Genomic DNA, 20,496 nt, shown 5'->3' with positions numbered 1-20,496 from the left:
TGCCCGGGCGGGCTGAAGGTGAGCTGAATCGAGCCCCCATCTTCAGATGATCTTCAGCCGGCAGTGGGCGGCGTCTCACCCGTGCCGGGGTCGGCGGGCAGGCGCAGTACGAAGACCGCGCCGGTGTGGCCGGGCGGCGGAGCGACGCAGGTGAGGTCGCCGTCGTGGGCACGGGCCAGACCGCGCGCGATGGCCAGGCCGAGCCCGGAGCCGTCGGGACGGTGATCGCGGGCGGAGTCGAGGCGCACCAGGCGGTCGAAGACGCGGTCGCGGTCGGCGGCCGGGATGCCGGGGCCGGTGTCGGAGACGGTGACCTCGACCGCGTCGGAGACCGTCCGCACGTCGACGGTGATACTGCCGTGCTCCTTCATGGCCTGGCAGGCGTTGGTGAGCAGGTTGGTGAGGATCTGGGTGAGGCGCTCCGGATCCGCGCTGACGGTCACCTCGTCGCCGGTGAGCAGAAAATCGGTGTCCGGGTGCAGCATTCGCATGCGATCGAGCTGCGTGGCGGCCAGCGCACGCAGATCCACGGGTTCGCGGCGCAGCTGGAGTCCGGCGTCGATGCGGGCCAGATCGAGCAGATCGTCGACCAGGCGGCCCGCCCGTTGCGTCTCGCGAACCAACAGCAGCAGCATGCGCTGCCGATCCTCTGGATCGGTGTCGGCGGGCTGCTGGAACACCGCCTCGGCGAGCGAACGCACCCCGGTGATGGGGGTGCGCAGTTCGTGCGCGGCATCGCCGACGAACACCCGGATCCGCTGCTCGGAGGCGCGAGCGCGGGCCTCGGCGGCGGCGGTATCGCGCAGTGCGCCCTCCAGGGTGTCCAGCATTTCGTCGAAAGCCGCTGCGGTACGTCCTAATTCGGTATCGGTGCGGGATGGGTTGAGGCGGCGGCCGAGATGCCCGCGCGCGATATCGCGGGCGAGGCCGGTCATGGTGTCCAACGGCGCGAGCGCCCGGCGCACCAGGAACCACAGGCCGATCACGATCACCGCCAGCGCACCGGTGGTCGCCACGATCAGCAGCAACCCCAGCCGGGACTGCACCCGGGCCAGCAGCGGATTGTCGATCTGCAGGGTGAGTCGCGCGTCGTTGAGCGTGCCCGGCCCGGTCAGCCGGATGAATCGGGTCTTGGTGCTGGCGTCCTCCGCGACCCGGTGATCGAGGCTGCCGAAGGTGCGTCCGTCCGCCAGCACCAACCGCACCCGCACCGAATGCGTATCCACCCGCGACACCAGGTCTTCCGGCGAAACCCCTTGCTGCGACAGCTGTCTGGCCAGCTGCGCCCGATCGGTCAGCACGGTGTTCTCACTGCGGGTCATCACGACCCCGAACAGCCCGTGCATGGTCACCGCGACCAGCACCAGCACCACTCCGGAAACCAGTGCGGCAGTGAGGGTCACGCGTCTGCGCAGTGAGACCGTCTTCATCGTGGCACCCGCAAGGTGTAGCCCAGCCCGCGCACCGTCTGCACCACCCGATCCCCGTGCTCCTCGAGTTTGCGGCGCAGCGCGCTCACATGCACCTCGACCAGATTCGGGTCGTAGTCCTCGTATCCCCAGACGGCCGTGAGGATCTGGGTCTTGGTGACCACCCGGTCCCGCTGCACGGCGAGATACGCGAGCAGTTTGAATTCGGTCGCGGTGAGGGTCAGCTCGCGTCCGGCGCGCCATGCCCCGCCCGCGTCCACATCGACCTCGAGATCGCCGATCACCATGCGGGACTGGAGTTTTCCCATGCGCCGCAACAGCGCCTCCACCCGCGCCACCAGTTCGGTGAGGTCGAACGGTTTCACCACGTAGTCGTCGGATCCGGCGCGCAATCCGCGCACCCGATCCTCCACGCCGTCGCGGGCGGTGAGCATGACCACCCCGGCCGTGGAGCGCGCCCGCACCGACTCCAGCAGCGCGAAGCCGTCGCGGCCGGGCAGCATCACGTCCAGCACCAGGGCGTCGGGCCGGAACTGGGCCAGGTCCTGTTCGAGCAGCCGGCCGTCACCGCGCGCGAGCACCTCGTGCCCGGCCCCGGCCAGCGCGGCGGCCACCGCGGCCCGAATGGCCTCGGCGTCTTCGATGACAAGGATGCGTCCCGGTTGCACCCGGCAATTCTCGTGCCTGTGGCTGTGAGTCTGCTGCGAGTCGTGTCAGAAGCCCTCGGCCGGCAGTTCGACCGGCGGCTTGGCGGCCTCGTCTGCCCGGCCGGGCAGCCGGCGCAACCGGCCCGTGCCCGGCACGCTCAGCCACACCACGAACGCCAGCAGCCCGTCCAGCACCAGCGCCAGCGCCGCCACCAGGATCGCGCCGACCAGCACCTTGTCGTAGCGGTAGAGGCTGATGCCGTCGAAGATGTAGCGGCCCAGCCCGCCCAGATTCACGTAGGCGGCGATGGTCGCGGTCGCCACCACCTGCAAGGTCGCCGCGCGCAGCCCGCTCAGCAGCACCGGCAGCGAATTCGGCAACTCGACCTGGAACAGCACTCGCGGCTCGCTCATGCCCATGGCTCGCGAGGCGTCCACCACGGTCGGATCCACGCTCGCGATCCCCGCGTAGGCCCCGGCCAGCAGCGGCGGAATGCCGACGGTGAGCAGCGCCAGCAGCGGCGGCGTCAGCCCCAGGCCCAGCAGCAGCACCACGAAGGTGAGCACGCCCAGGGTGGGCAGCGCGCGCATCGAGTTGGCGAACCCGACCACCAGCGCCGAGCCGCGTCGCGTGTGCCCGATCAGCAGGCCGATCGGCACCGCGATCACCGCCGAGAACCCCACCGCCAGCAGGCTGTAGTAGAGATGCTCGACCAGCCGCCGCCCGATGCCGGTGGGCCCCGACCAGTTCGCGCCGTCGGTGAGGAAGTGCCAGGCGTCGAGGAAAAGGCTCATGCCGCACGACCTTTCAGCCACGGGGTGGCCAATCTGCCCAGCAGGTACAGCACGCGGTCCACGATCAACGCCAGCACCAGCACCACGATGATGCCCGCCACGATCTCGTCGGGATAGTCGCGCTGATAGCCCTGCGTGAACAGTTTGCCCAGCCCGCCGACCCCGATCAGCGCGCCGACGGTCACCATCGAGATATTGGTGACCGCCACCACCCGCAGGTTGGCGACGAAAACCGGTAGCGCGAGCGGGAAGTCGACGGTCAGCACCCGCCGCAGCGGGGTGAAGCCGATGGCGTCGGCGGCGTCGAGGGTGTCGGCGGGCACCGAATCCAGGGCGGTGGGCACGGCCGTCACCAGCAGCGCCACCGAGTAGATGGTCAGGGCGATCACGACATTCAGCGGATCGATGACGCCGATGCCCAGCAGCGGCGGCAGAATCACGAACAACGCCAGCGACGGAATCGTGTAGGCGATACTGGCCACCGTGGTGGTGACCCGCCGCAGCCACCGCGCCCGATGCGCCAGCGCCCCGGCGGGAATGGCGATCGCCAACCCCAGCAGCAGCGGCAGCAGCGCCAGATACACGTGGGTGCGCGCGTATCCGGCGATCTCGTCGAAATTGTCGACCAGATATCTCACCGGGACTCCTCGAAGAAGACCCGGTTGCGTTCGGCGTCCTCGGCGGTGCGCTGGGCGTGCAGCTGCTCGAGCACGTCGCGGGCGTGGATCGCGCCCCGGGTGGCACCCGAATCGTCCACGGCCACACCGATTTCCGAGGGGGAGGAGATGACGGCGTCGAGGGCTTGGCGCAGATCCCCGCCGGGCGGGAACAGTGAACCGCCGGCGGCCACGCTGTCGGCGAGCGGGTGGCCGGCGCGCACGCCCTCCACGCCGGTGGTGTCGATCCAGCCCATCGGTTTGCCGTCGGGCTTCACCACCAGGCGCCATTCGCCCTTGTCCAAGCGGACGGCGGTGACCTCCTCGGCGGTCACCGTCGAAAGTTCGTGCAGCGGAACGGCGTCCGCGGGCCGGAACGACAGTTCCCGGTAGCCGCGGTCGCGGCCGACGAACCCGGCCACGAAATCCGTGGCGGGCTGGGCCAGCACGGTCTGCGGCACATCGTATTGCTGGAGGTAGCCGCCGGGCCCGAAGACCGCGATGTGATCGCCGAGCTTGATCGCCTCGTCGATATCGTGGGTGACGAACACGATGGTCTTGCGCAGTTCGGCCTGCAGCCGCAGCATCTCGGCCTGCAGTTCGGTGCGCACCACCGGGTCGACGGCGCTGAACGGCTCGTCCATGAGCAGGATCGGCGGATCCGCCGCCAGCGCGCGGGCCACGCCCACGCGCTGCTGCTGACCGCCCGACAGCTGCGACGGATAACGTTGCGCCAGCGCGCGATCCAGCCCGACCCGGTCCATCACCTCCAGCGCCGCCTTGCGGGCGGCGCTGCGGGACTGCCCGCGCAGCACCGGCACGGTGGCCACATTGTCGACCACCGTGCGATGCGGCAGCAGGCCCGCGTTCTGGATCACGTACCCGATGCCGAGCCGCAGCTTGACCCGGTCCGTGCGCGAAATGTCCTGCCCGCCCACGGTGATCGAGCCCGCGGTCGGGTTGATCATGCGGTTGATCATGCGCATGGAGGTCGTCTTGCCGCAGCCGGACGGACCGACGAACACGGTGAACGACCCGGATTCGACGCGCAGGTCGAGCTCGTGGACGGCGGTGGTGCCGTCCGGGTAGGTCTTGCTGACGCCGTGGAATTCGATGTCGGACACCGTGTTTCCTCTTCTAGGAGATCGGCTTGTCGAGTCCCTGCGCGGTCACCCACTGCTTGGCGGCCGCGGCGGGCTCGGTCTTGGCGCTGCCGGATACCGCGGTATTGAGCGAGATCAGTTCGGCGGTGGTCAGTTTCGCGGAGACCGCGTTCAGGACCTTGGTCAGCTTGTCGCTCTTCTTGCCGGAGTTGTAGAGCGGCACCACGTTCTGCGGCGGGAAGTTGTGCTTGGGGTCGGCCAGCACCACCAGGTTGTTCTGGGCGATGGCGGGGGAGGTGGTGAAGATGTCGGCCGCGGTGACCTGGCCGTCGGTGAGCGCCTTCACGGTGGCGGGGCCGCCGCCGTCGGCGATCGGGACGAAGTTGGACGAGGAGATGTCGAGGCCGTAGTTCTTCTTCAGGCCCGGCAGGCCGCCCGGCCGCTCCGAGAACTCCGCGGGCGCGGCCAGTTTCACCTCCGACGAGTGCGGAGCCAGATCGGCGATGGACTTCAGATTCCACTTGTCGGCGGTGGCCTTGGTGACCACCACCGCGTCGGAGTCCTCACCGGGCGCGGGGGTGCCGACGGCGAGCTGATCGCCCAGCGCCTTGGTCAGCGCGGTGTTCACCTCGTCCGGACCGGTCGCGGTGCTCGACTTGTCCAGGTACTGCAGCAGATTGCCGGTGTAGTCGGGGATCAGGCTGATCGAGCAGTCCTTCAGCGCGGGCACGTACGCCTCGCGGCTGCCGATATTGAGCTTGGTGTCGATGCCGAAACCGTTGGCGCGCAACGCTTCGGCGTACACGTCGGCGACGGTCTCGGATTCCGGGAAGTTGGCGGAGCCGACGGTCAGCTTGTTGGTGTCGCCGCCGCAGCTGCCGCCACCGCCGAGCGGATTGGATTTGCCGCCGCCGCAGGCGGACAACGTCATGGCCGCGGCCAGCGCCACCGAGGCGGCCAGGATCCGGAACACGGTCCGGGCGGTGCGCCTGCCGTCGGCGCGCGTGGAGATGAGCGAGTGCACTGTCGTCCTTCCGAGCGGGTGCCTGCGTCGGGCGGGGTGTACGGAACACCCCGAAACAGACCTAACTGTCCATATTGCCCAATCTGTTCCGCGAACGTTGCCTACCTGAGGTCGGTTTCGCTTTTCTGGCGGATGCGGCCGGGCCATTGTGTCCGGTGTGTCCACCCTCCGGAAGCGCTGCGATCAGGCTGCGGCAGACTGTTGCGAATGCTCGCCGGAACAGGCTCCCTCGTGCACCGCCTGACGCGTCCGCTGCTGGTCGTCGTGGTGGCGGCGGTCGCCGTCGCCTGCGGCGGCAGCGAGGACACCGGCCCGGTGCTGACCGTCGGTGCGGGCGATTCGGCCGAATCGATGATGATCGCCGAGATCTACGCGGGCGCGCTCGCGCGCACCGGACTGCACACGCGCACCGAGCAGCGGATCGGACAGCGCAAGGAACTGCTGGCCGCCCTCGACGCCAACAGCATCGCACTGTTCGGGGATGTCAGCGGAGACCTGCTGACCGCCCTGGACCCGACCGCGACGGCCATGAAGCCCGAGGACGTCAATGCGGCGCTCTCCAAAGCGCTTCCGGAGGGCGTTGTCGACTCCGACCCGGCCGACGGGACCGATCTGCGACCCACCGTCGTCACCGCCACCACCCGCACCGCGGACTATCCCGGCTCCCTCAAGGACCTCGGCCCGCGCTGCGCGAGCCTGACCGTCGGCATCACCACCGGACCCCCGTTGGACGCACTACGCGCGCCCCTCGACCCCCAGCGCGATGTCCTGACCCCGCTGCGCGCGGTCTACCACTGCGAATTCGCGCACACCACGACCTTCACCACCGACGCCGACCTGCGAAAAGCCCTCTCCGACGGCGACATTCAACTAGCCGTCCTCCCCGGCCCGCCCGCCTTCCTCCCCGACGGCGGCGTCGGACTGACCCCCCTGGCCGACCCCGACTTCGCCTTCCGCGCCGCCCAGGTCCTCCCGGTCATCCGCAAAGCCGCCCTCACCGACCAGCAACTCCGCAAACTCAACTACGTCGCAGGCGAACTCACCACCACCGACCTGGCCGACCTCCTCCACCAGGTCCGCGACCAATCCGCCCTCCCCGCCTCCGTAGCCCGCGACTGGCTGGACGCCCACGCCCTGTAGCGAACCCGTCTCTACCGCAACGGATTTCGCCTACTTCGGCGTCGTCACTGTTGTAGTGCGGCGGCCAGGTCGGCGTTCAGGGCCAGGGCGGGGAGGGAGGCGACGAGCATGTCTACCAGGGCGTCGCGGGTGATGGGTTTTTCGCGGAGCCAGGTGAGGACTACTTCTTCTACGAAGGCGATCCAGCCTCGGACGGCCAGGGCCAGGCGGGGGCGGTCGGGGTCGTCCGGGGGGATGGGGGCTTCGGTGAGGATGCGCTCGGCGGTGGCTTGGCGGGCGTTGGCGACGAGTTCGGCCATTTCGGGGCGGGCGCTGACGGGGCCGCGGAGCAGGGCGTGGTAGGCGGAGCTGTTCTCGCTGACGTAGGTGATGTAGCGGTCGATGGAGTCGCGCAGCATGCTGAACAGGTCGAGGTCGCGGTCGGGGGCGGTGCGTTCGAGGAATTCGGCGTTGGCGGCGCGCAGGATCGCGATCTGGAAGTCCTGCTTGGAGGAGAAGTAGTGGAACAGCAGACCGCGGGAGATGCCGGCGCGGTCGGCGATCTCGGTGACGGAGATGTCCTCGAGGTCGCGGTCGCGCAGCATCTCGACGCCGAGGGCGATGAGCTGCTCGCGGCGTTCGGCGGGGCTGAGGCGGACACGCTTGCCGGGAGCGGTCGAGCGAGCCGAGGGTCCGGTATCCGGTGTGCTCACGCTGCGCTCCTTGGTCATGGGTCCACTTTACTGAACGTGAGTCAATACTGTTGACTCCCGCTCAATAAGACCCTAGTCTCGCATATATGAGTCGCAAGGTTACAGACAAAGCTGTCGGCAACCAGCCTGCCCGGCACGCCCACGTGATCATCGTCGGCAGCGGGTTCTCGGGCCTGGGCCTGGCCATCCGGCTGACCCAGCAGGGCCGCACCGACTACCTCGTGCTGGAACGCGGCAGCGATGTCGGCGGCACCTGGCGCGACAACACCTATCCGGGCGCGGCCTGCGATGTGCCCTCGCAGCTGTACTCGTACTCCTTCGCGCTCAATCCGGAATGGACGCGCTCGTTCTCCAAGCAGCCGGAGATCCAGCGCTACATCCAGGGCGTCGCCGACAAGTACGGCGTGCGCGACCACCACATCTTCGACTGCGAGATGACCGGCGCGCGCTGGAACGCCGCGGACGCCCGCTGGGAGATCCAGACCAGCCAGGGCGCCTTCACCGCCGACATCCTGGTCTCCGCCGTCGGCGCGCTGTGCGAGCCCAACCTGCCGGACATCAAGGGCATCAACGACTTCCAGGGCGAGATCTTCCACTCCGCCCGCTGGAACCACGACTCCGACCTCACCGGCAAGCGCGTCGCCGTCATCGGCACCGGCGCCTCCGCCATCCAGATCGTCCCCAGCATCGCCGCCAAGGTCGCGCACCTGGACGTGTACCAGCGCACCGCGCCGTGGCTGCTGCCCCGCGTCGACCGCGAATACCTGGCCCCGGAGAAGTTCGCGCTCAAGCGCATTCCCGCGCTGCGCGGCCTCTACCGCGCCGGGATCTACGCCGCCCGCGAGACCCAGGTGGTCGGCCTGGCCAAGTTCCCGCCCGCCATGCTCGCCCTCGAGGCCATCGCGCGCGCCAAGCTGCTGGCCGAGGTCCGCGATCCGGAACTGCGCCGCAAGGTCACCCCGAACTTCCGCATCGGCTGCAAGCGCATGCTCATCTCCAACGAGTACTACCCGGCGCTGAGCCGCGACAATGTCGACGTCGTCACCGACGGCATCAAGGAGATCCGCGCGAACTCCGTCGTCACCAAGGACGGCGTCGAGCGCGAGGTCGACGCGATCATCGTCGCCACCGGCTTCCACGTCACCGACTCGCCGGTCTACGACACCGTCGCCGGCCGCGACGGCCGCACGCTGGCAGAGGTTTTCGACGCCATCGGCCAGCAGGGCTACAAGGGCTCGGCCATCCACAACTACCCCAACATGTTCTTCATGCTGGGCCCGAACGTCGGCCTGGGCCACACCTCGATGGTGTTCATGATCGAATCGCAGATCAACTACATCGCCGACGCCGTCGCGCAATTCGACGCCCGGGGCCTGCGCACCGTCGAGGTCCGCAAGGACGTGCAGGACGAATTCAACGCCGACCTGCAGCGCAAACTGCAGGGCGCGGTGTGGAGCACCGGCGGCTGCGCCTCCTGGTACCTCGACAAGCACGGCAACAACACCACCCTGTGGCCGGACTTCACCTTCCGGTTCCGTAGCCTGCTGGAGAAATTCGACGTCTCGGCCTACGAGACCACCACCGCGCCTGTCGCACAGGCTGTTTGAGCCCCCTTCCAACCCGACCGAAAGCGGTAATCGTGAGCAACGATGCTTACTTCAAGGACAAGGTCTGCGTGATCACCGGTGCGGGCTCCGGCATCGGCCGCGCCCTGGCGGAGAACCTGGCCGGGCGCGGCGCGCACCTGGCGCTGTCCGACATCGACACCGAGGGCCTCGCCGAAACCGTCCGGCGCTGCGAGAAATTCGGCGTCAAGATCAAGTCCGATCGGTTGAACGTGGCCGAGCGCGAGGCCGTGCTGCTCTACGCCGACGAGGTCGCCAAGCACTTCGGCAAGGTCAACCAGATCTACAACAACGCCGGCATCGCCCACCACGGCAATGTGCTCGAGACGGCCTTCAAGGACGTCGAGCGCATCATGGACGTCGACTTCTGGGGCGTCGTCAACGGCACCAAGGCGTTCCTGCCGTACCTCATCGAATCCGGTGAGGGACACGTGATCAACGTGTCCAGCCTCTTCGGCCTGATCGCCGTGCCCGGCCAGAGTGCCTACAACGCCGCGAAATTCGCGGTGCGCGGCTTCACCGAGGCGCTGCGCCAGGAAATGCTCATGGCCGGCACGCCGGTCAAGGTCACCTGCGTGCACCCCGGCGGCATCAAGACCGCCGTCGCCCGCAACGCCACCGTCGCCGAGGGCCTCGACCAGAAGAACCTGGCCGCCATGTTCGACGCCAAGCTCGCCATGCACACCCCGGAAATGGCCGCGCAGACCATCACCGAGGCGGTCCGCAAGGGCCACGGCCGGGTGCTCATCGGCTGGGAGGCCAAGGCCCTGGACCTGTTCGTGCGCACCACCGCCTCGTACTACCAGCGGATCTCCGCGGTGGTGCAGAAGCGTTTCCTGCCGTAAGACAATCGAACAAGGACGCTCGGTCATGCCCGATGTGACACTGCCCCTGCCCATCGTCCGCGCCGCGCTGAATCCGGTCTTCCGGATCATGCTGCACCACCGGCTGCCGTTCAGTGCCCAACGGGCACTGATGGATTGGGGGTCGGTGGCGCAGCGCGCGCCGCGCGGCACCCATGTGGAGCGGGTGCGCCTGGGCGGCCGCCCGGCCGAACGCGTGACGGTGGGACCCGTCGCCGACGCCGCCACCGTGCTGTACCTGCACGGCGGCGGCTACACCGTGGGATCACCGGTCACGCATCGCGCGCTGGCCGGCTATCTGGCGCGCGAAACCGGTTGCGCCGTCCAGGTTCTGGACTACCGGCTGGCCCCCGAACACCCGTTCCCGGCGGCGCTCGAGGATGCCGAGGCGGCGTTCCTGGAGCTGGTGGCCGCCGGGTATCGGCCCGATCGCATTGCGGTGGCCGGGGATTCGGCGGGCGGCGGCCTGTCCCTCGCGCTGGGGGAGCGGCTGCGCGACCGGCACGGCATGGTCCCGGCCGCGCTCGGCCTGATCGCGCCGTGGGGCGACCCCAACGAGATCCCGACCCGCGACCGCGACCTGGTCATCAACAAGCTGTGGTCGCGGGCCTGTGCCGCGGCCTATCTCGGTGCGGGCGACAGCTTCGACACCGGCTACGCGCCCATGCTCGGCGAACTGCGCGGACTACCGCCCACCTATGTGCAGGCCGACGTGAACGAGCTGCTGCACGATCAGTGCACGCGGCTGGTCGCGAAACTGCGCGCGGCCGGGGTGGAGACCGAGTTCACCGAGACCACGGGACTCTGGCATGTCGCCCAGTTGCAGGCCGGTCTGGTCGGCCCGGCCGCACAGGTCACCGCGGAGCTCGGTGAGTTTCTGCGACGTGCCCTGCGACCAGCGCAAAGCCGGTCAATAGGATAAGGGCGAATCACAACGCCGGACCGTCCGGAAACAGGTTCGGACGGTCCGCCGGGAGTTACCTGTGAGCGTGGCGTAAATTACCCGCCAGTAAACCTCTGTGGAAGGGCAGCGATGCGAGAGTTCGAAGTCCCGGCTACCTACACCATTCCGGACACCGCGAATATGTCGGACGGCGCGTTCCGGCATGCGGAGCAGACGCCCGACCTGGTCGTCTTCAACACTCCGGACGGTAAGGGCGGCTGGAACGACGTCACGGCGACCGAATTCGCCAAGGCCGTGACCGAGGTGGCCAAGGGGCTCGTCGCCGCCGGCATCGAACTCGGTGACCGCGTCGCCATCATGGCCGCCACCAGCTACGAGTGGGTCGTGCTGGACTTCGCGATCTGGGCGGCCGGCGGCTGCACCGTCGCCATCTTCGACAGCTCCTCGGCCGAGCAGGTGCGCTGGATCCTGTCGGACTCCGGCACCAAGATCATCGTCGTCCAGAACGACAAGCACCGCGCCACCGTCGCGGAAATCGAAGGCGGACTGCCGGATCTGAAGGAAGTCCTGCAGATCGACAAGGGCGTCATCGACGAGCTGATCGCCCGCGGCAAGGACCTCGACGACGCCGTCGTGCACGAGCGCCGCGCCCAGGTGCAGGCCGCCTCCCCGGCCACTCTCATCTACACCTCCGGCACCACCGGCCGGCCCAAGGGCGTCATGCTCTCGCACGCCAACCTGTACGCCGAATCCGCCGCCGACCGGTCGGCCATGAGCGAATTCCTGCGGCCCGGGCGCAAGTCGCTGCTGTTCCTGCCGCTGGCCCACGTCTTCGCCCGCGCGGTCGCGCTGGCCGCCTTCGACGCCGGCGTCACCGTCGCCCACACCTCCGACTGGTCCACGCTGGTCGACCAATTCGGGCAGTACAAGCCGCATTTCATCCTCTCGGTGCCACGCGTGTTCGAGAAGGTGTTCAACGGCGCCAAGCAGAAGGCGCACGACGGCGGCAAGGGCAAGATCTTCGACTACGCCACCGAGATCGCCATCCAGTACAGCCAGTCGCTCGAGAAAGGCGGGCCCGGGCTGCTGCTCAAGCTGCAGCACACGGTGCTCGACAAGCTGGTGTTCAGCAAGCTGCGCGAGGCCATGGGCGGGCAGTGCGCGTCGGCCGTCTCCGGCGGCGGGCCGCTGGGTTCGCGACTGGGCCACTACTTCCGCGGCGCGGGCGTCACCATCTACGAGGGCTACGGGCTGACCGAATCCACCGCGGCCGTCAGCGTCAACACCCCCAAGTTCATCAAGGTCGGCTCGGTCGGGCGGCCGCTGCCCGGCCACGGCGCGAAGGTCGCCGAAGACGGCGAGCTGCTCATCCGCGGCCCCGTCGTGTTCGCCGGCTACTGGAAGAACGAGGAAGCCACCAAGGACGCCTTCGACGGCGACGGCTGGTTCAAGACCGGCGACCTGGGCGCCATCGACGACAGCGGCTTCATCTCCATCACCGGCCGCAAGAAGGAAATCCTCGTCACCGCCGGCGGCAAGAACGTCTCCCCGACCATGCTCGAGGACTCGCTGCGCCAGCACCCGCTGATCAGCCAGGTCATGGTGGTCGGTGACGGGCAGCCGTTCATCGGCGCGCTCATCACCCTCGACCAGGACACCCTGCCGGGTTGGCTGGAGCGCAACGGAATCGGCGCCGACACCCCGATCGAGCACGTCATCGACAACCCGGCGCTTGTCGCCGAGATCAACGACGCGGTCGCGGCCACCAACAAGCTGGTCTCCCACGCCGAGGCGATCAAGAAGATCCGCATCCTCCCGGTCGACTGGACCGAAGAGGGCGGGGAGCTCACCCCGAAGCTCTCCCTCAAGCGAGCGGTCGTCATGAAGAAGTACGCCGCCGACGTAGACGCGATCTACAACTCCTGACGGAGTTGTGAGGGTTCTTGGGGGCAAGCCCCCAAACCCCCGATGAGGCCGGTTTGGCTAAGCCCCCGAATCCGGTGGAGGTCGGGTAAGCCTCCGACGAGTGGCCTTGGGGCCCGTGGACTTCCGCGGGCCCCAAGCTCGTTTCCGGGGCGCAGGTGGCCGGGCAGGCGTGGGAAGTTGTCAGGCGGGCAGGCGGGCCGAGCCCATTCCCTGAACCTCGGGAGGTCGGGCCAGGGCCAGCCCCTGAAACCTGGGGAGACGGGTTGGTCGCGTCGTCGCTGAACTTCGGGGAGGTTGGGCCGGCCCATTCCGCGACCTGGGGGCGGGCAGGGGTGAGGCTTCGATGAATGGGGTTGGGCCCGCGAACTTCCGCGGGCCCGTTCTCGTTCCGGGGCGGGGCGGCGGGCGTGGGAGGGGGACGTTGTCAGGCGGGGAGGCGGTTCAGGAAATCGGCTATCAGGGGGGCGATTTCGGGGAGGTGGGTTTCGAGGGCGAAGTGGCCGGTGTCGAAGAGGTGGAGTTCGGCTTGGGGGAGGTCGGTGCGGTAGGCGTGGGCGCCTGGTTCGGGGAAGAAGGGGTCGTTCGCGCCCCAGGTGATGAGGGTGGGGGGAGTGTGTTTGCGGAGCCAGGCTTGCCATTCGGTGTAGTGGGTGAGGTTGGACTTGTAGTCGAAGGCCAAGGCGAGTTGGGCTTCTTGGCGGCCGGGGAGGTCGAGGTAGTGCTGGTCGAGGAGCCAGGCGTCGGGGTCGAGGAGGGACGGGTCGGGGACGCCGGTCTCGTATTGGGTGCGGGTGCCTTCGGGGGTGAGTAGGACGCGTACGGTTTCCTCGTCGCCGGGGTGGTCCGGGCGGAGGGCGATGAAACCCTTTGCGGCTTCGGACAATCCGGCTTCGTAGGCATTGCCGTTCTGGACGATCAGGCCGGCGATCCACTCTGGATGGCGGGTGGCCAGGCGTAGGCCGACCGGTGCGCCGAAGTCGAAGATGTAGACCGCGAAGCGGGTCAGGCCCAGGTGCTGGACGAAACCCTCGATGATGTCGGCGAGGCGGTCGAAGCTGTACTCGAAACTCGCTGGGGCGACTGTTTTTCCGAAGCCTGGATAGTCGGGGGCGATGAGGCGGTATCGGCTGCCGAGGGCGTCGATGAGCCGGCGGAACTGGTGCGAAGCGGTGGGAAAACCGTGCAGTAGCAACAGGACCGGTGCGTCGGCGTGCGCGGGGACGGACTCGCGGTAGAAGACCTCGACACCCTCGATGTCGACGCGGCGGTGCAGGACCCGGGGAAGTTCGCTCATGACTCCACACGCTTTCTGGCGGCAATGTTCCATTAGTTCTACGCCGATTTCGGCTAATGTGCCAACGGCTCGGTGTAGCATTAGCGGCGTGGCTGATCTCGAACCGTTGATCGGTGAACCCCTCGCCCTGGACTTGGTGAACACCCGGCCCACCGGTGCCGATCTGCTGGAAACCCCTACGCAGCTGGCGGATTGGCTACGGTTGCAAGCGGATCGACTACCCGAGCCGTCACCCCGCCACCTCAGCGCCGACGATCTGGCCGCCGTCCACGCCGTGCGCGAGCACACCGCCGCCATCCTGGAGGCCTTGCTGGCGGGTCGCCGCCCACCGCGCGCCGCCCTGGACGGGCTGGTGTACGCGCAGTCGGCCGCACCGGCCATCCGGCGCCTGGATTTCCACGGCGGCATCGTCACCGACACCGTGGCCCGCATCGGCGAGCCCGGCGCCCGAATGGTCGCGCACCTGGCCGACGCTGCCGCGAGCCTGCTCGTCGATCCGGACGTGGCCCGCGTCAAACGCTGCGCCGCACCCGACTGCGTCATGCTCTTCCTGCCCGCCCACCCCCGCCGGCAATGGTGCTCACCCGACCGCTGCGGCAACCGGGTCCGCGTCGCCCGGTACTACCAGCGCCACAAGGGCACCGGCTGATTCGCCACACGAGCACCGGCTGATTCGCCACACGAGCACCGGCTGATTCGCCACACGAGCACCGGCTGATTCGCCCGAAAATTTCAACTGATTTGCCCGAAAACTTCGACTGGTTCACCCGAATCTTTCGCGTTCGGGGCCGAGAATTTCCCGACGGCCTCCGGTCTCAGTTGCCGGGTGCCACGTCGTGCCCCGCAGCTCACGATCCAGGAGGAACTCATGCCCGCACTCAATCCGTACCTGCTGTTCAACGGCAATGCCGCCGACGCGGTCGGCTTCTACGAATCCGTCTTCGGCGTCGAAGCGATCATCACCCGCTTCAGCGATATGGGCGGCACCCCCGAGGACATGCCGGAGGAAGTGCGCAACCGGGTCGCCAATGCCCAGCTCCCCTTGAGCGCCACCAATATCCTCATGGTCTCCGACACCCCGCCCGGCAACGAGATCGACAATTCCAAGCCCGGTTTCACCGTCCAGATCGAGGCCGACTCCGCCGAGGAAGCCGAACGCCTCTTCACCGACCTCGCCAAGGACGGCGCCGTCGACATGCCCTTCGGCAAGGTCGAATGGGCCGAAGCCTTCGGCATGCTCACCGACAAGTTCGGCACCCCCTGGATGGTCAACTACACCGGTAACGCCCAGGGGTGACCCGCCCGGCCCGGTTTCCCGCGCTGCCGCCCCGGCCGCGGGCACCGGGCGTCACGGTTCCGTAATCCCTCGGCCGGGTCTCGCGGCCGAACTGCGCAGTAGGGTCGGTTTCGTGGCTGAGCGTGGAGTGCGGATCGCCGCGGGGATCGTCGCCGGAGGGGTGACGATCGGCGTGGCCGAAGTGGTGTCGGTGCTGGTCAGCCCGGACAGCACCCCGCTGGAGGCGGTGGGCGGCTGGATCGTCGACCACACGCCGGACGGGTTCCGGGAGTGGGTCATCGGACTGGTCGGTACCAACGACAAACTGCTGCTGTTCGTGTGCATGGGTGTGGTCGCGGTCGTGCTCGCGGGCGTCGCCGGGGTGATCGAGCGGGTGCGTCGCCCGCTCGGGGCGGTGCTGTTCGGGGTGTTCGGCCTGCTGTCCACCCTGGCCGCGCTGGGACGGCCGAATGCCGCGTGGACGTGGGCGCTGCCGTCGATTCTGGGTGTGATCGCCGGAATCATGGTGCTGCGCGGTCTGATTCGCCGAATCGAGGCGGTCGACGCGGCACCGCCCGAGACCGATATGACCGTCGAGCGGCGGCGACTGATGCAGGGCATCGTCATCGCGGGTGCGGCCGCGCTGGTGGGCGGGGTGGCCGGGCGCATCATCGGGCTGCGCTCACGAGACGTGTCCGCCGAACGCGCCGACGTGCAGCTGCCGACCCCGACCGGGCCGACGACCTCGGTCGAACCCGGTGCGGAGCTGAACATTCCGGGGCTCACCCCGTATCTCACCTCGAACGCCGACTTCTATCGCATCGACACCGCGCTCACCGTCCCGCAGGTCAGCAAGGACGACTGGTCGCTGCGCGTCCACGGCATGGTGGATCGCGAGATCCGTTTGACCTACGCCGATCTCGCGGCCAAGACGCCGATCGAGCGGCTCGTCACGCTGGCCTGCGTCTCCAATCCGGTGGGCGGGGACCTCATCTCGAATGCCCGGTGGCTGGGCTACCGGCTCGACGAGATCATCGCCGCGGCCGGGCCGCACCCGGACGCGGACATGGTGCTCTCGCGCAGCGCGGACGGATTCACCGCGGGCAGTCCGCTGGCCACGCTCATGGACGGCCGCGACGCCATGCTCGCCGTCGGCATGAACGGGGAACCGCTGCCCACCGCACACGGCTATCCCGCCCGGCTGGTGGTGCCCGGCCTGTACGGGTACGTATCGGCCACCAAATGGGTGACCGAACTGGAGATCACCAGATTCGATCGCGCGGAAGCCTTCTGGACGCGGCGCGGGTGGTCGGCCAAGGGACCCATCAAGACCGAATGCCGCATCGACACCCCCCGCGCGCACGGAACGTTCAACGCGGGCAAGCTGACCGTCGCCGGCGTGGCGTGGGCACAGCACCGCGGCATCAAGGGCGTGGAAGTCCGCATCGACCAGGGAGATTGGCAGCCCGCCCGGCTCGCGGTCGCGCCATCCATCGACACCTGGGTGCAATGGGCCTTCGACTGGGACGCGACCGGCAGCGGAATCCACACCATCTGGGCCCGAGCCACCGACGGCACCGGCGAGACCCAGACCGACCAGCAAGCCGACGTCGTCCCGGACGGCGCCACCGGATACCCCTCCCTCACCCTCCGGATCGCCTGACCCCGAATCGGTTCTGGACGCGGCGCGCCGATGCTGCGCGGGCGAAACTACCGAACAGCCTTTTTGTTGCCGGGTGCGGTTTAGGATCGGCGCGGCAGTCGTCGCCCAGCCGCCCGATCCACGAGCCGAACCTGATTCAGCAGCCGAGGGAGCGCGCATGACCGGAGTACTCGAGTGGGCGCGGGCGGAAAACCTGCAGCCCGAACCGATCACGCTCGACGTCTGGAAGAAACTGCCGCGCGACTTCTGCCGGCTGGTCGAGGTGGTGAACGGCGATGTGGTGCGCGCCGAGCATCCGCCGCTGGCGCAGCGCAATGCCGCCCGCCGCCTGGGCTCCATGCTCGAGGCCGCCGCCGAAACCCATATGAGCCGCTACAACGACGGCTGGCTCTACGTCGGCATCGACCAGGACGTGCTGCTGTGGGAACACCCGCGCCTCACCGTCCGCCGTCCCGACATCGTCCTTTTCGCCTGCGCCCCAGCCGATGTCGGACCCATCCAGGCGCAGCGGGTGAAGATCGCCGTCGAGGTGGTGTCCCCGGCCACCGAACGCGTCGACACCACCGACAAACAGGCCGAATACGCCAACGCCGGAATCCCTTGGTACTGGCTGGTCTACATGGATCGCGACCGCGTGCACGCCATCCAGACCCACGTGCTGGTGCTGGGCCACTACCGCCCGCACCGCCGCCTGCACCCCATCGTCGGCGAGACCCTGCTGGACATGCCCATCGAGATCCGCCTCGACTGGACGCGGCTCATCGGCCTGATCCTCTGACGCGAGAAAAGCGCTGCCCGCCGGAATCACCCGGCGGACAGCGCTTTTCGTTCAGAGGCGCTCAGTGCGCGCCGATATCGGCCTTGGCCCGATCACCGGCCCGGCCCTCGGACTTGCCGTGCCCGATGAAGAACGCCGAGGCGGCGACGCCGATCAGCAGGATCAGCGCCGGCAGGTACATGGTCTCGCTGAGCGCGGTGCTGATCTTCTCCAGCAGCGGACCGCGGATCCGCTCGGGCAGATCGTGCAGGCTGGTGCCGCCGCTGCCCTCGCCGATCGGTCCGCTCTGCAGACCCTGCGCCGAGATGCGCGCGGTCAACAGCGCCGAGATGGCGGCCGAACCCAGCACCGAACCGATCTGCCGGGTGGTGTTGTAGACGCCCGCGCCCGCACCGGCCTGCTGCACCGGCAGGTTGTGGGTGGCGGTGGTGGCCAGCGGCGCCCAGATGCAGGCGTTCGCGATGCCCGCGATACCGCCGACGATCATGAACAGCGGAATCGACCCGTCCGGCTTCATCAGCACGGCGAACGCGAACAGCGTCGCGGAGAAGACCGCGAACCCGACCGTCGGGATCACCCGCGGCGCGACCTTGTCGGAGATCTTGCCGATGATCGGCGCGAACACCCCGGTCAGGATCGCCATCGGCGCGAACACCAGCGCCGACCGCGTCGGCGTCATGCCGTGCACCTGCTGCAGATAGAAGTAGGACGGCACGAACACGCCCGTCACCGCCGCGCCCATGGACGCGATGGCCAGATTGGACAGCCCGAAGTTGCGGTCGCGGAACAGGCTCAGCGGCACCAGCGGCTCACCGGTATTGGTGGCCTGATTCCAGATGAACAGCCCCAGCACCACGACGCCGGCGATGATCATGGCCCAGATCCAGGCGTCCCAGTGATGGGTGTTGCCCTCCTGAATGCCGAACACCAGCAGGAACATGCCGACCGCCGAGAGCGCCACGCCGACCAGATCGAACTTGTGCTGATGCGTGGGCAGCGACGGCACCAGCCAGAACGCCAGACCGAAGGCGATGATGCCGATCGGCACGTTCACGTAGAAGATCCACTGCCAGCCCTGCCAGTCCACCAGCACGCCGCCCAGGATCGGGCCGACCAGCGTCGCCAGCCCGGCCACGCCGCCCCACAGGCCCATGGCCGCGCCGCGCTTGTCCGGCGGGAAGGTGCGGGTGATGACGGCCATGGTCTGCGGCGTCATGAGCGCCGCGCCCAGGCCCTGCACGGCGCGCGCCGCGATCAGCATGGTGATGCTGGTCGATTCGGCGCACCACAGCGAGGCCAGGGTGAACACCGCCAGACCGACCAGGTAGATGTTCTTGGGGCCGAAGCGATCTCCGAGCCGCCCGGTCACCAGCAGCGGCACCGCGTAGGTCAGCAGGTAGGCCGAGGTCACCCAGATGACATTGGAGACGTCGGCGTTGAAGTCCTTCATGATCGCCGGATTGGCCACCGCGACGATGGTCATATCCAGCAGGATCATGAAGAACCCGACGACCAGCGCGTAGAGCGCCAGCCACGGATTGCGTTGTGTGGTCATGGATTCCGATTCCTGTCTCGGAGGGCGACCCGCGGGCCGCCGGGAAGATGATGAGCAAGCCGCCGAGGCGGTGGTCGGTGAGTTATCCGGCACCACCCCTCCGGACGGCGGCGATGTCCGCGTCGGTGAGGCCCGCGGCCCAGTCGGAGCCCATGGTCTCGGCGGGGCGTACGCGACGCTCGCCGGTTTCCGGGCAGAAGTCCTCCCAGTCCAGCTCCCCGCTGTTCAGTTCGGCGATGAAACCGTGCAGCCAGGCCACCTCCGCGGCCTGCACCGCGCGCAGGTATTCGATCTCGATCCAGAACCGGCGCGGCACCTGCCGGGCCACGACCATGCCGCGGAGCGCGTCGAACTCGGCGATCCGGCCTTCGATCCAGGTGACGCGTTCGCGCACGAGCGCGACGACATCGTCCACGGGGAGATTGTGCGCTTCGGCCAGAGCCACCGGGAAGATCGGGTACTCGTTGACCGGTTGCCGGAGGATTTCCGCGACGCGGGTGCGCAAAGCCTCTCGACCAGCGGGTTCGATGCGATAGATGGTGCGTTCCGGCCGGTTTCCGGCGCGGTCGGTGCCCTCGGCGACGACCAGTTCCTGCTCGGCCAGCCGGGCGACGGTGTGGTAGAGCGATCCGGGTTTGATCTTGACGAGCTCGTCCTCGTGTCGGTGCAGCAGCACCTGATACAGCTCGTAGGGATGCATCGGCCCCTCGTCGAGCAGGGCCAGTACCGCGATCGCCAAGGGCGTCAGCATGGGCACCTGCTTCTTGATCATCGCCGCCTCCTCCGCGCCAAATATTCCACGTGGAATATACGACGTGGGACATTGCCGTGGCAAATCCCCACCGGCCCGGTAATGGCCACGCGGCGGGGTTCGAACCCGATTTGTGATGCCTGTCACTGTCGGCGCGAAATGCCTTGTCGCAAGCCATTTCCCGCCGCGCCGTGGGCAATGACGGCCGGTAGCATCGGATTTCGCTGGAGAAGCAGGAGAAAGAGGTACGGGCCATGTCCGATCAGGAATCGAACACCCAGGACGCCGCCGCGGGTATGGCCGCGATGATGGCCGCCTGGGACATCAAGGGCAAGAACGAGACCGAGACCTCGGAGGAGGCCGCGCAGCAGTAA

At 68.3% G+C, this 20,496-nt stretch carries 19 protein-coding genes; 9 read left to right on the top strand and 10 right to left on the bottom strand.

Annotated elements, in window-relative coordinates; translation table 11 throughout:
* Positions 1 to 53 precede the first annotated feature (53 nt).
* From D7D52_RS01080 to D7D52_RS01055, 6 genes are read right to left on the bottom strand one after another with little or no spacing between them, the layout of a single operon-like run.
* Positions 54 to 1,430 carry a sensor histidine kinase gene (locus D7D52_RS01080; protein ID WP_120734653.1) on the bottom strand — a complete coding sequence of 459 codons (1,377 nt, stop codon included), beginning with the start codon at positions 1,428 to 1,430 and terminating at the stop codon, positions 54 to 56.
* Positions 1,427 to 2,098 (bottom strand): response regulator transcription factor, encoded by a 672-nt coding sequence (locus D7D52_RS01075; protein ID WP_120734652.1) that lies wholly within the window; start codon positions 2,096 to 2,098, stop codon positions 1,427 to 1,429. The genes D7D52_RS01080 and D7D52_RS01075 overlap by 4 nt, the downstream gene beginning before the upstream one ends.
* Before the next feature lie 45 nt (positions 2,099 to 2,143).
* Positions 2,144 to 2,872 (bottom strand): ABC transporter permease, encoded by a 729-nt coding sequence (locus D7D52_RS01070; protein ID WP_120734651.1) that lies wholly within the window; start codon positions 2,870 to 2,872, stop codon positions 2,144 to 2,146.
* Positions 2,869 to 3,510: an ABC transporter permease gene (locus D7D52_RS01065; RefSeq protein ID WP_120734650.1), complete on the bottom strand. Its 642-nt coding sequence runs from the start codon at positions 3,508 to 3,510 to the stop codon at positions 2,869 to 2,871. Before D7D52_RS01065 ends, D7D52_RS01070 begins: the two co-directional genes overlap by 4 nt.
* Positions 3,507 to 4,652 carry an ABC transporter ATP-binding protein gene (locus tag D7D52_RS01060; protein ID WP_120734649.1) on the bottom strand — a complete coding sequence of 382 codons (1,146 nt, stop codon included), beginning with the start codon at positions 4,650 to 4,652 and terminating at the stop codon, positions 3,507 to 3,509. The genes D7D52_RS01065 and D7D52_RS01060 overlap by 4 nt, the downstream gene beginning before the upstream one ends.
* Positions 4,653 to 4,665: 13 nt before the next feature.
* Entirely contained in the window at positions 4,666 to 5,562 is an 897-nt protein-coding gene (locus D7D52_RS01055; RefSeq protein WP_120743681.1) for an ABC transporter substrate-binding protein, read from the bottom strand.
* 300 nt (positions 5,563 to 5,862) lie between these two features.
* Here D7D52_RS01055 and D7D52_RS01050 point away from each other — a divergent pair, with 300 nt between their 5' ends.
* On the top strand, positions 5,863 to 6,795 hold the full coding sequence (locus D7D52_RS01050; protein WP_120734648.1) for a glycine betaine ABC transporter substrate-binding protein: 933 nt from the start codon (positions 5,863 to 5,865) through the stop codon (positions 6,793 to 6,795).
* Between the two features lie 44 nt (positions 6,796 to 6,839).
* On the opposite strand, the gene D7D52_RS01045 is transcribed toward D7D52_RS01050, so the two are convergent.
* Positions 6,840 to 7,505: a TetR/AcrR family transcriptional regulator gene (locus tag D7D52_RS01045; RefSeq protein WP_120734647.1), complete on the bottom strand. Its 666-nt coding sequence runs from the start codon at positions 7,503 to 7,505 to the stop codon at positions 6,840 to 6,842.
* Between the two features lie 68 nt (positions 7,506 to 7,573).
* Here D7D52_RS01045 and D7D52_RS01040 point away from each other — a divergent pair, with 68 nt between their 5' ends.
* The 4 genes from D7D52_RS01040 to D7D52_RS01025 all read left to right on the top strand — a co-directional run bounded on the left by D7D52_RS01040 (position 7,574) and on the right by D7D52_RS01025 (position 12,805).
* Positions 7,574 to 9,094, top strand: a complete 1,521-nt coding sequence (locus D7D52_RS01040; RefSeq protein ID WP_120734646.1) for a flavin-containing monooxygenase — start codon at positions 7,574 to 7,576, stop codon at positions 9,092 to 9,094.
* A gap of 32 nt (positions 9,095 to 9,126) precedes the next feature.
* Positions 9,127 to 9,957, top strand: coding sequence for an SDR family NAD(P)-dependent oxidoreductase (locus D7D52_RS01035; protein ID WP_120734645.1), 831 nt, complete (start codon positions 9,127 to 9,129; stop codon positions 9,955 to 9,957).
* Positions 9,958 to 9,982: 25 nt separating this feature from the next.
* Positions 9,983 to 10,897: an alpha/beta hydrolase gene (locus D7D52_RS01030; RefSeq protein ID WP_120734644.1), complete on the top strand. Its 915-nt coding sequence runs from the start codon at positions 9,983 to 9,985 to the stop codon at positions 10,895 to 10,897.
* 111 nt (positions 10,898 to 11,008) lie between these two features.
* Positions 11,009 to 12,805 (top strand): AMP-dependent synthetase/ligase, encoded by a 1,797-nt coding sequence (locus D7D52_RS01025; RefSeq protein ID WP_120734643.1) that lies wholly within the window; start codon positions 11,009 to 11,011, stop codon positions 12,803 to 12,805.
* Positions 12,806 to 13,229: 424 nt separating this feature from the next.
* Here D7D52_RS01025 and D7D52_RS01020 read toward each other — a convergent pair whose 3' ends face one another.
* A complete protein-coding gene (locus D7D52_RS01020) occupies positions 13,230 to 14,099 on the bottom strand; it encodes an alpha/beta fold hydrolase (protein WP_222932761.1) in 870 nt (289 codons plus the stop codon).
* A gap of 88 nt (positions 14,100 to 14,187) precedes the next feature.
* Here D7D52_RS01020 and D7D52_RS01015 point away from each other — a divergent pair, with 88 nt between their 5' ends.
* From D7D52_RS01015 to D7D52_RS01000, 4 genes are all read left to right on the top strand, one after another.
* Positions 14,188 to 14,748 carry a CGNR zinc finger domain-containing protein gene (locus tag D7D52_RS01015; RefSeq protein WP_120734641.1) on the top strand — a complete coding sequence of 187 codons (561 nt, stop codon included), beginning with the start codon at positions 14,188 to 14,190 and terminating at the stop codon, positions 14,746 to 14,748.
* Between the two features lie 219 nt (positions 14,749 to 14,967).
* Positions 14,968 to 15,396, top strand: a complete 429-nt coding sequence (locus tag D7D52_RS01010; protein ID WP_162958110.1) for a VOC family protein — start codon at positions 14,968 to 14,970, stop codon at positions 15,394 to 15,396.
* Between the two features lie 112 nt (positions 15,397 to 15,508).
* Positions 15,509 to 17,038, top strand: a complete 1,530-nt coding sequence (locus tag D7D52_RS01005; RefSeq protein ID WP_246023573.1) for a molybdopterin-dependent oxidoreductase — start codon at positions 15,509 to 15,511, stop codon at positions 17,036 to 17,038.
* A 157-nt stretch (positions 17,039 to 17,195) separates the two neighbouring features.
* Positions 17,196 to 17,816 (top strand): Uma2 family endonuclease, encoded by a 621-nt coding sequence (locus D7D52_RS01000; RefSeq protein WP_120734638.1) that lies wholly within the window; start codon positions 17,196 to 17,198, stop codon positions 17,814 to 17,816.
* Between the two features lie 61 nt (positions 17,817 to 17,877).
* Here D7D52_RS01000 and D7D52_RS00995 read toward each other — a convergent pair whose 3' ends face one another.
* Both D7D52_RS00995 and D7D52_RS00990 read right to left on the bottom strand, forming a co-directional pair.
* On the bottom strand, positions 17,878 to 19,371 hold the full coding sequence (locus tag D7D52_RS00995) for a DHA2 family efflux MFS transporter permease subunit (protein WP_120734637.1): 1,494 nt from the start codon (positions 19,369 to 19,371) through the stop codon (positions 17,878 to 17,880).
* 82 nt (positions 19,372 to 19,453) lie between these two features.
* Positions 19,454 to 20,143 (bottom strand): PadR family transcriptional regulator, encoded by a 690-nt coding sequence (locus D7D52_RS00990; protein WP_120734636.1) that lies wholly within the window; start codon positions 20,141 to 20,143, stop codon positions 19,454 to 19,456.
* Between the last annotated feature and the right edge of the window lie 353 nt (positions 20,144 to 20,496).

It is taken from the genome of Nocardia yunnanensis (assembly GCF_003626895.1).
Taxonomy (GTDB): domain Bacteria; phylum Actinomycetota; class Actinomycetes; order Mycobacteriales; family Mycobacteriaceae; genus Nocardia; species Nocardia yunnanensis.
This window is presented reverse-complemented; position numbering and strand designations above follow the sequence as displayed.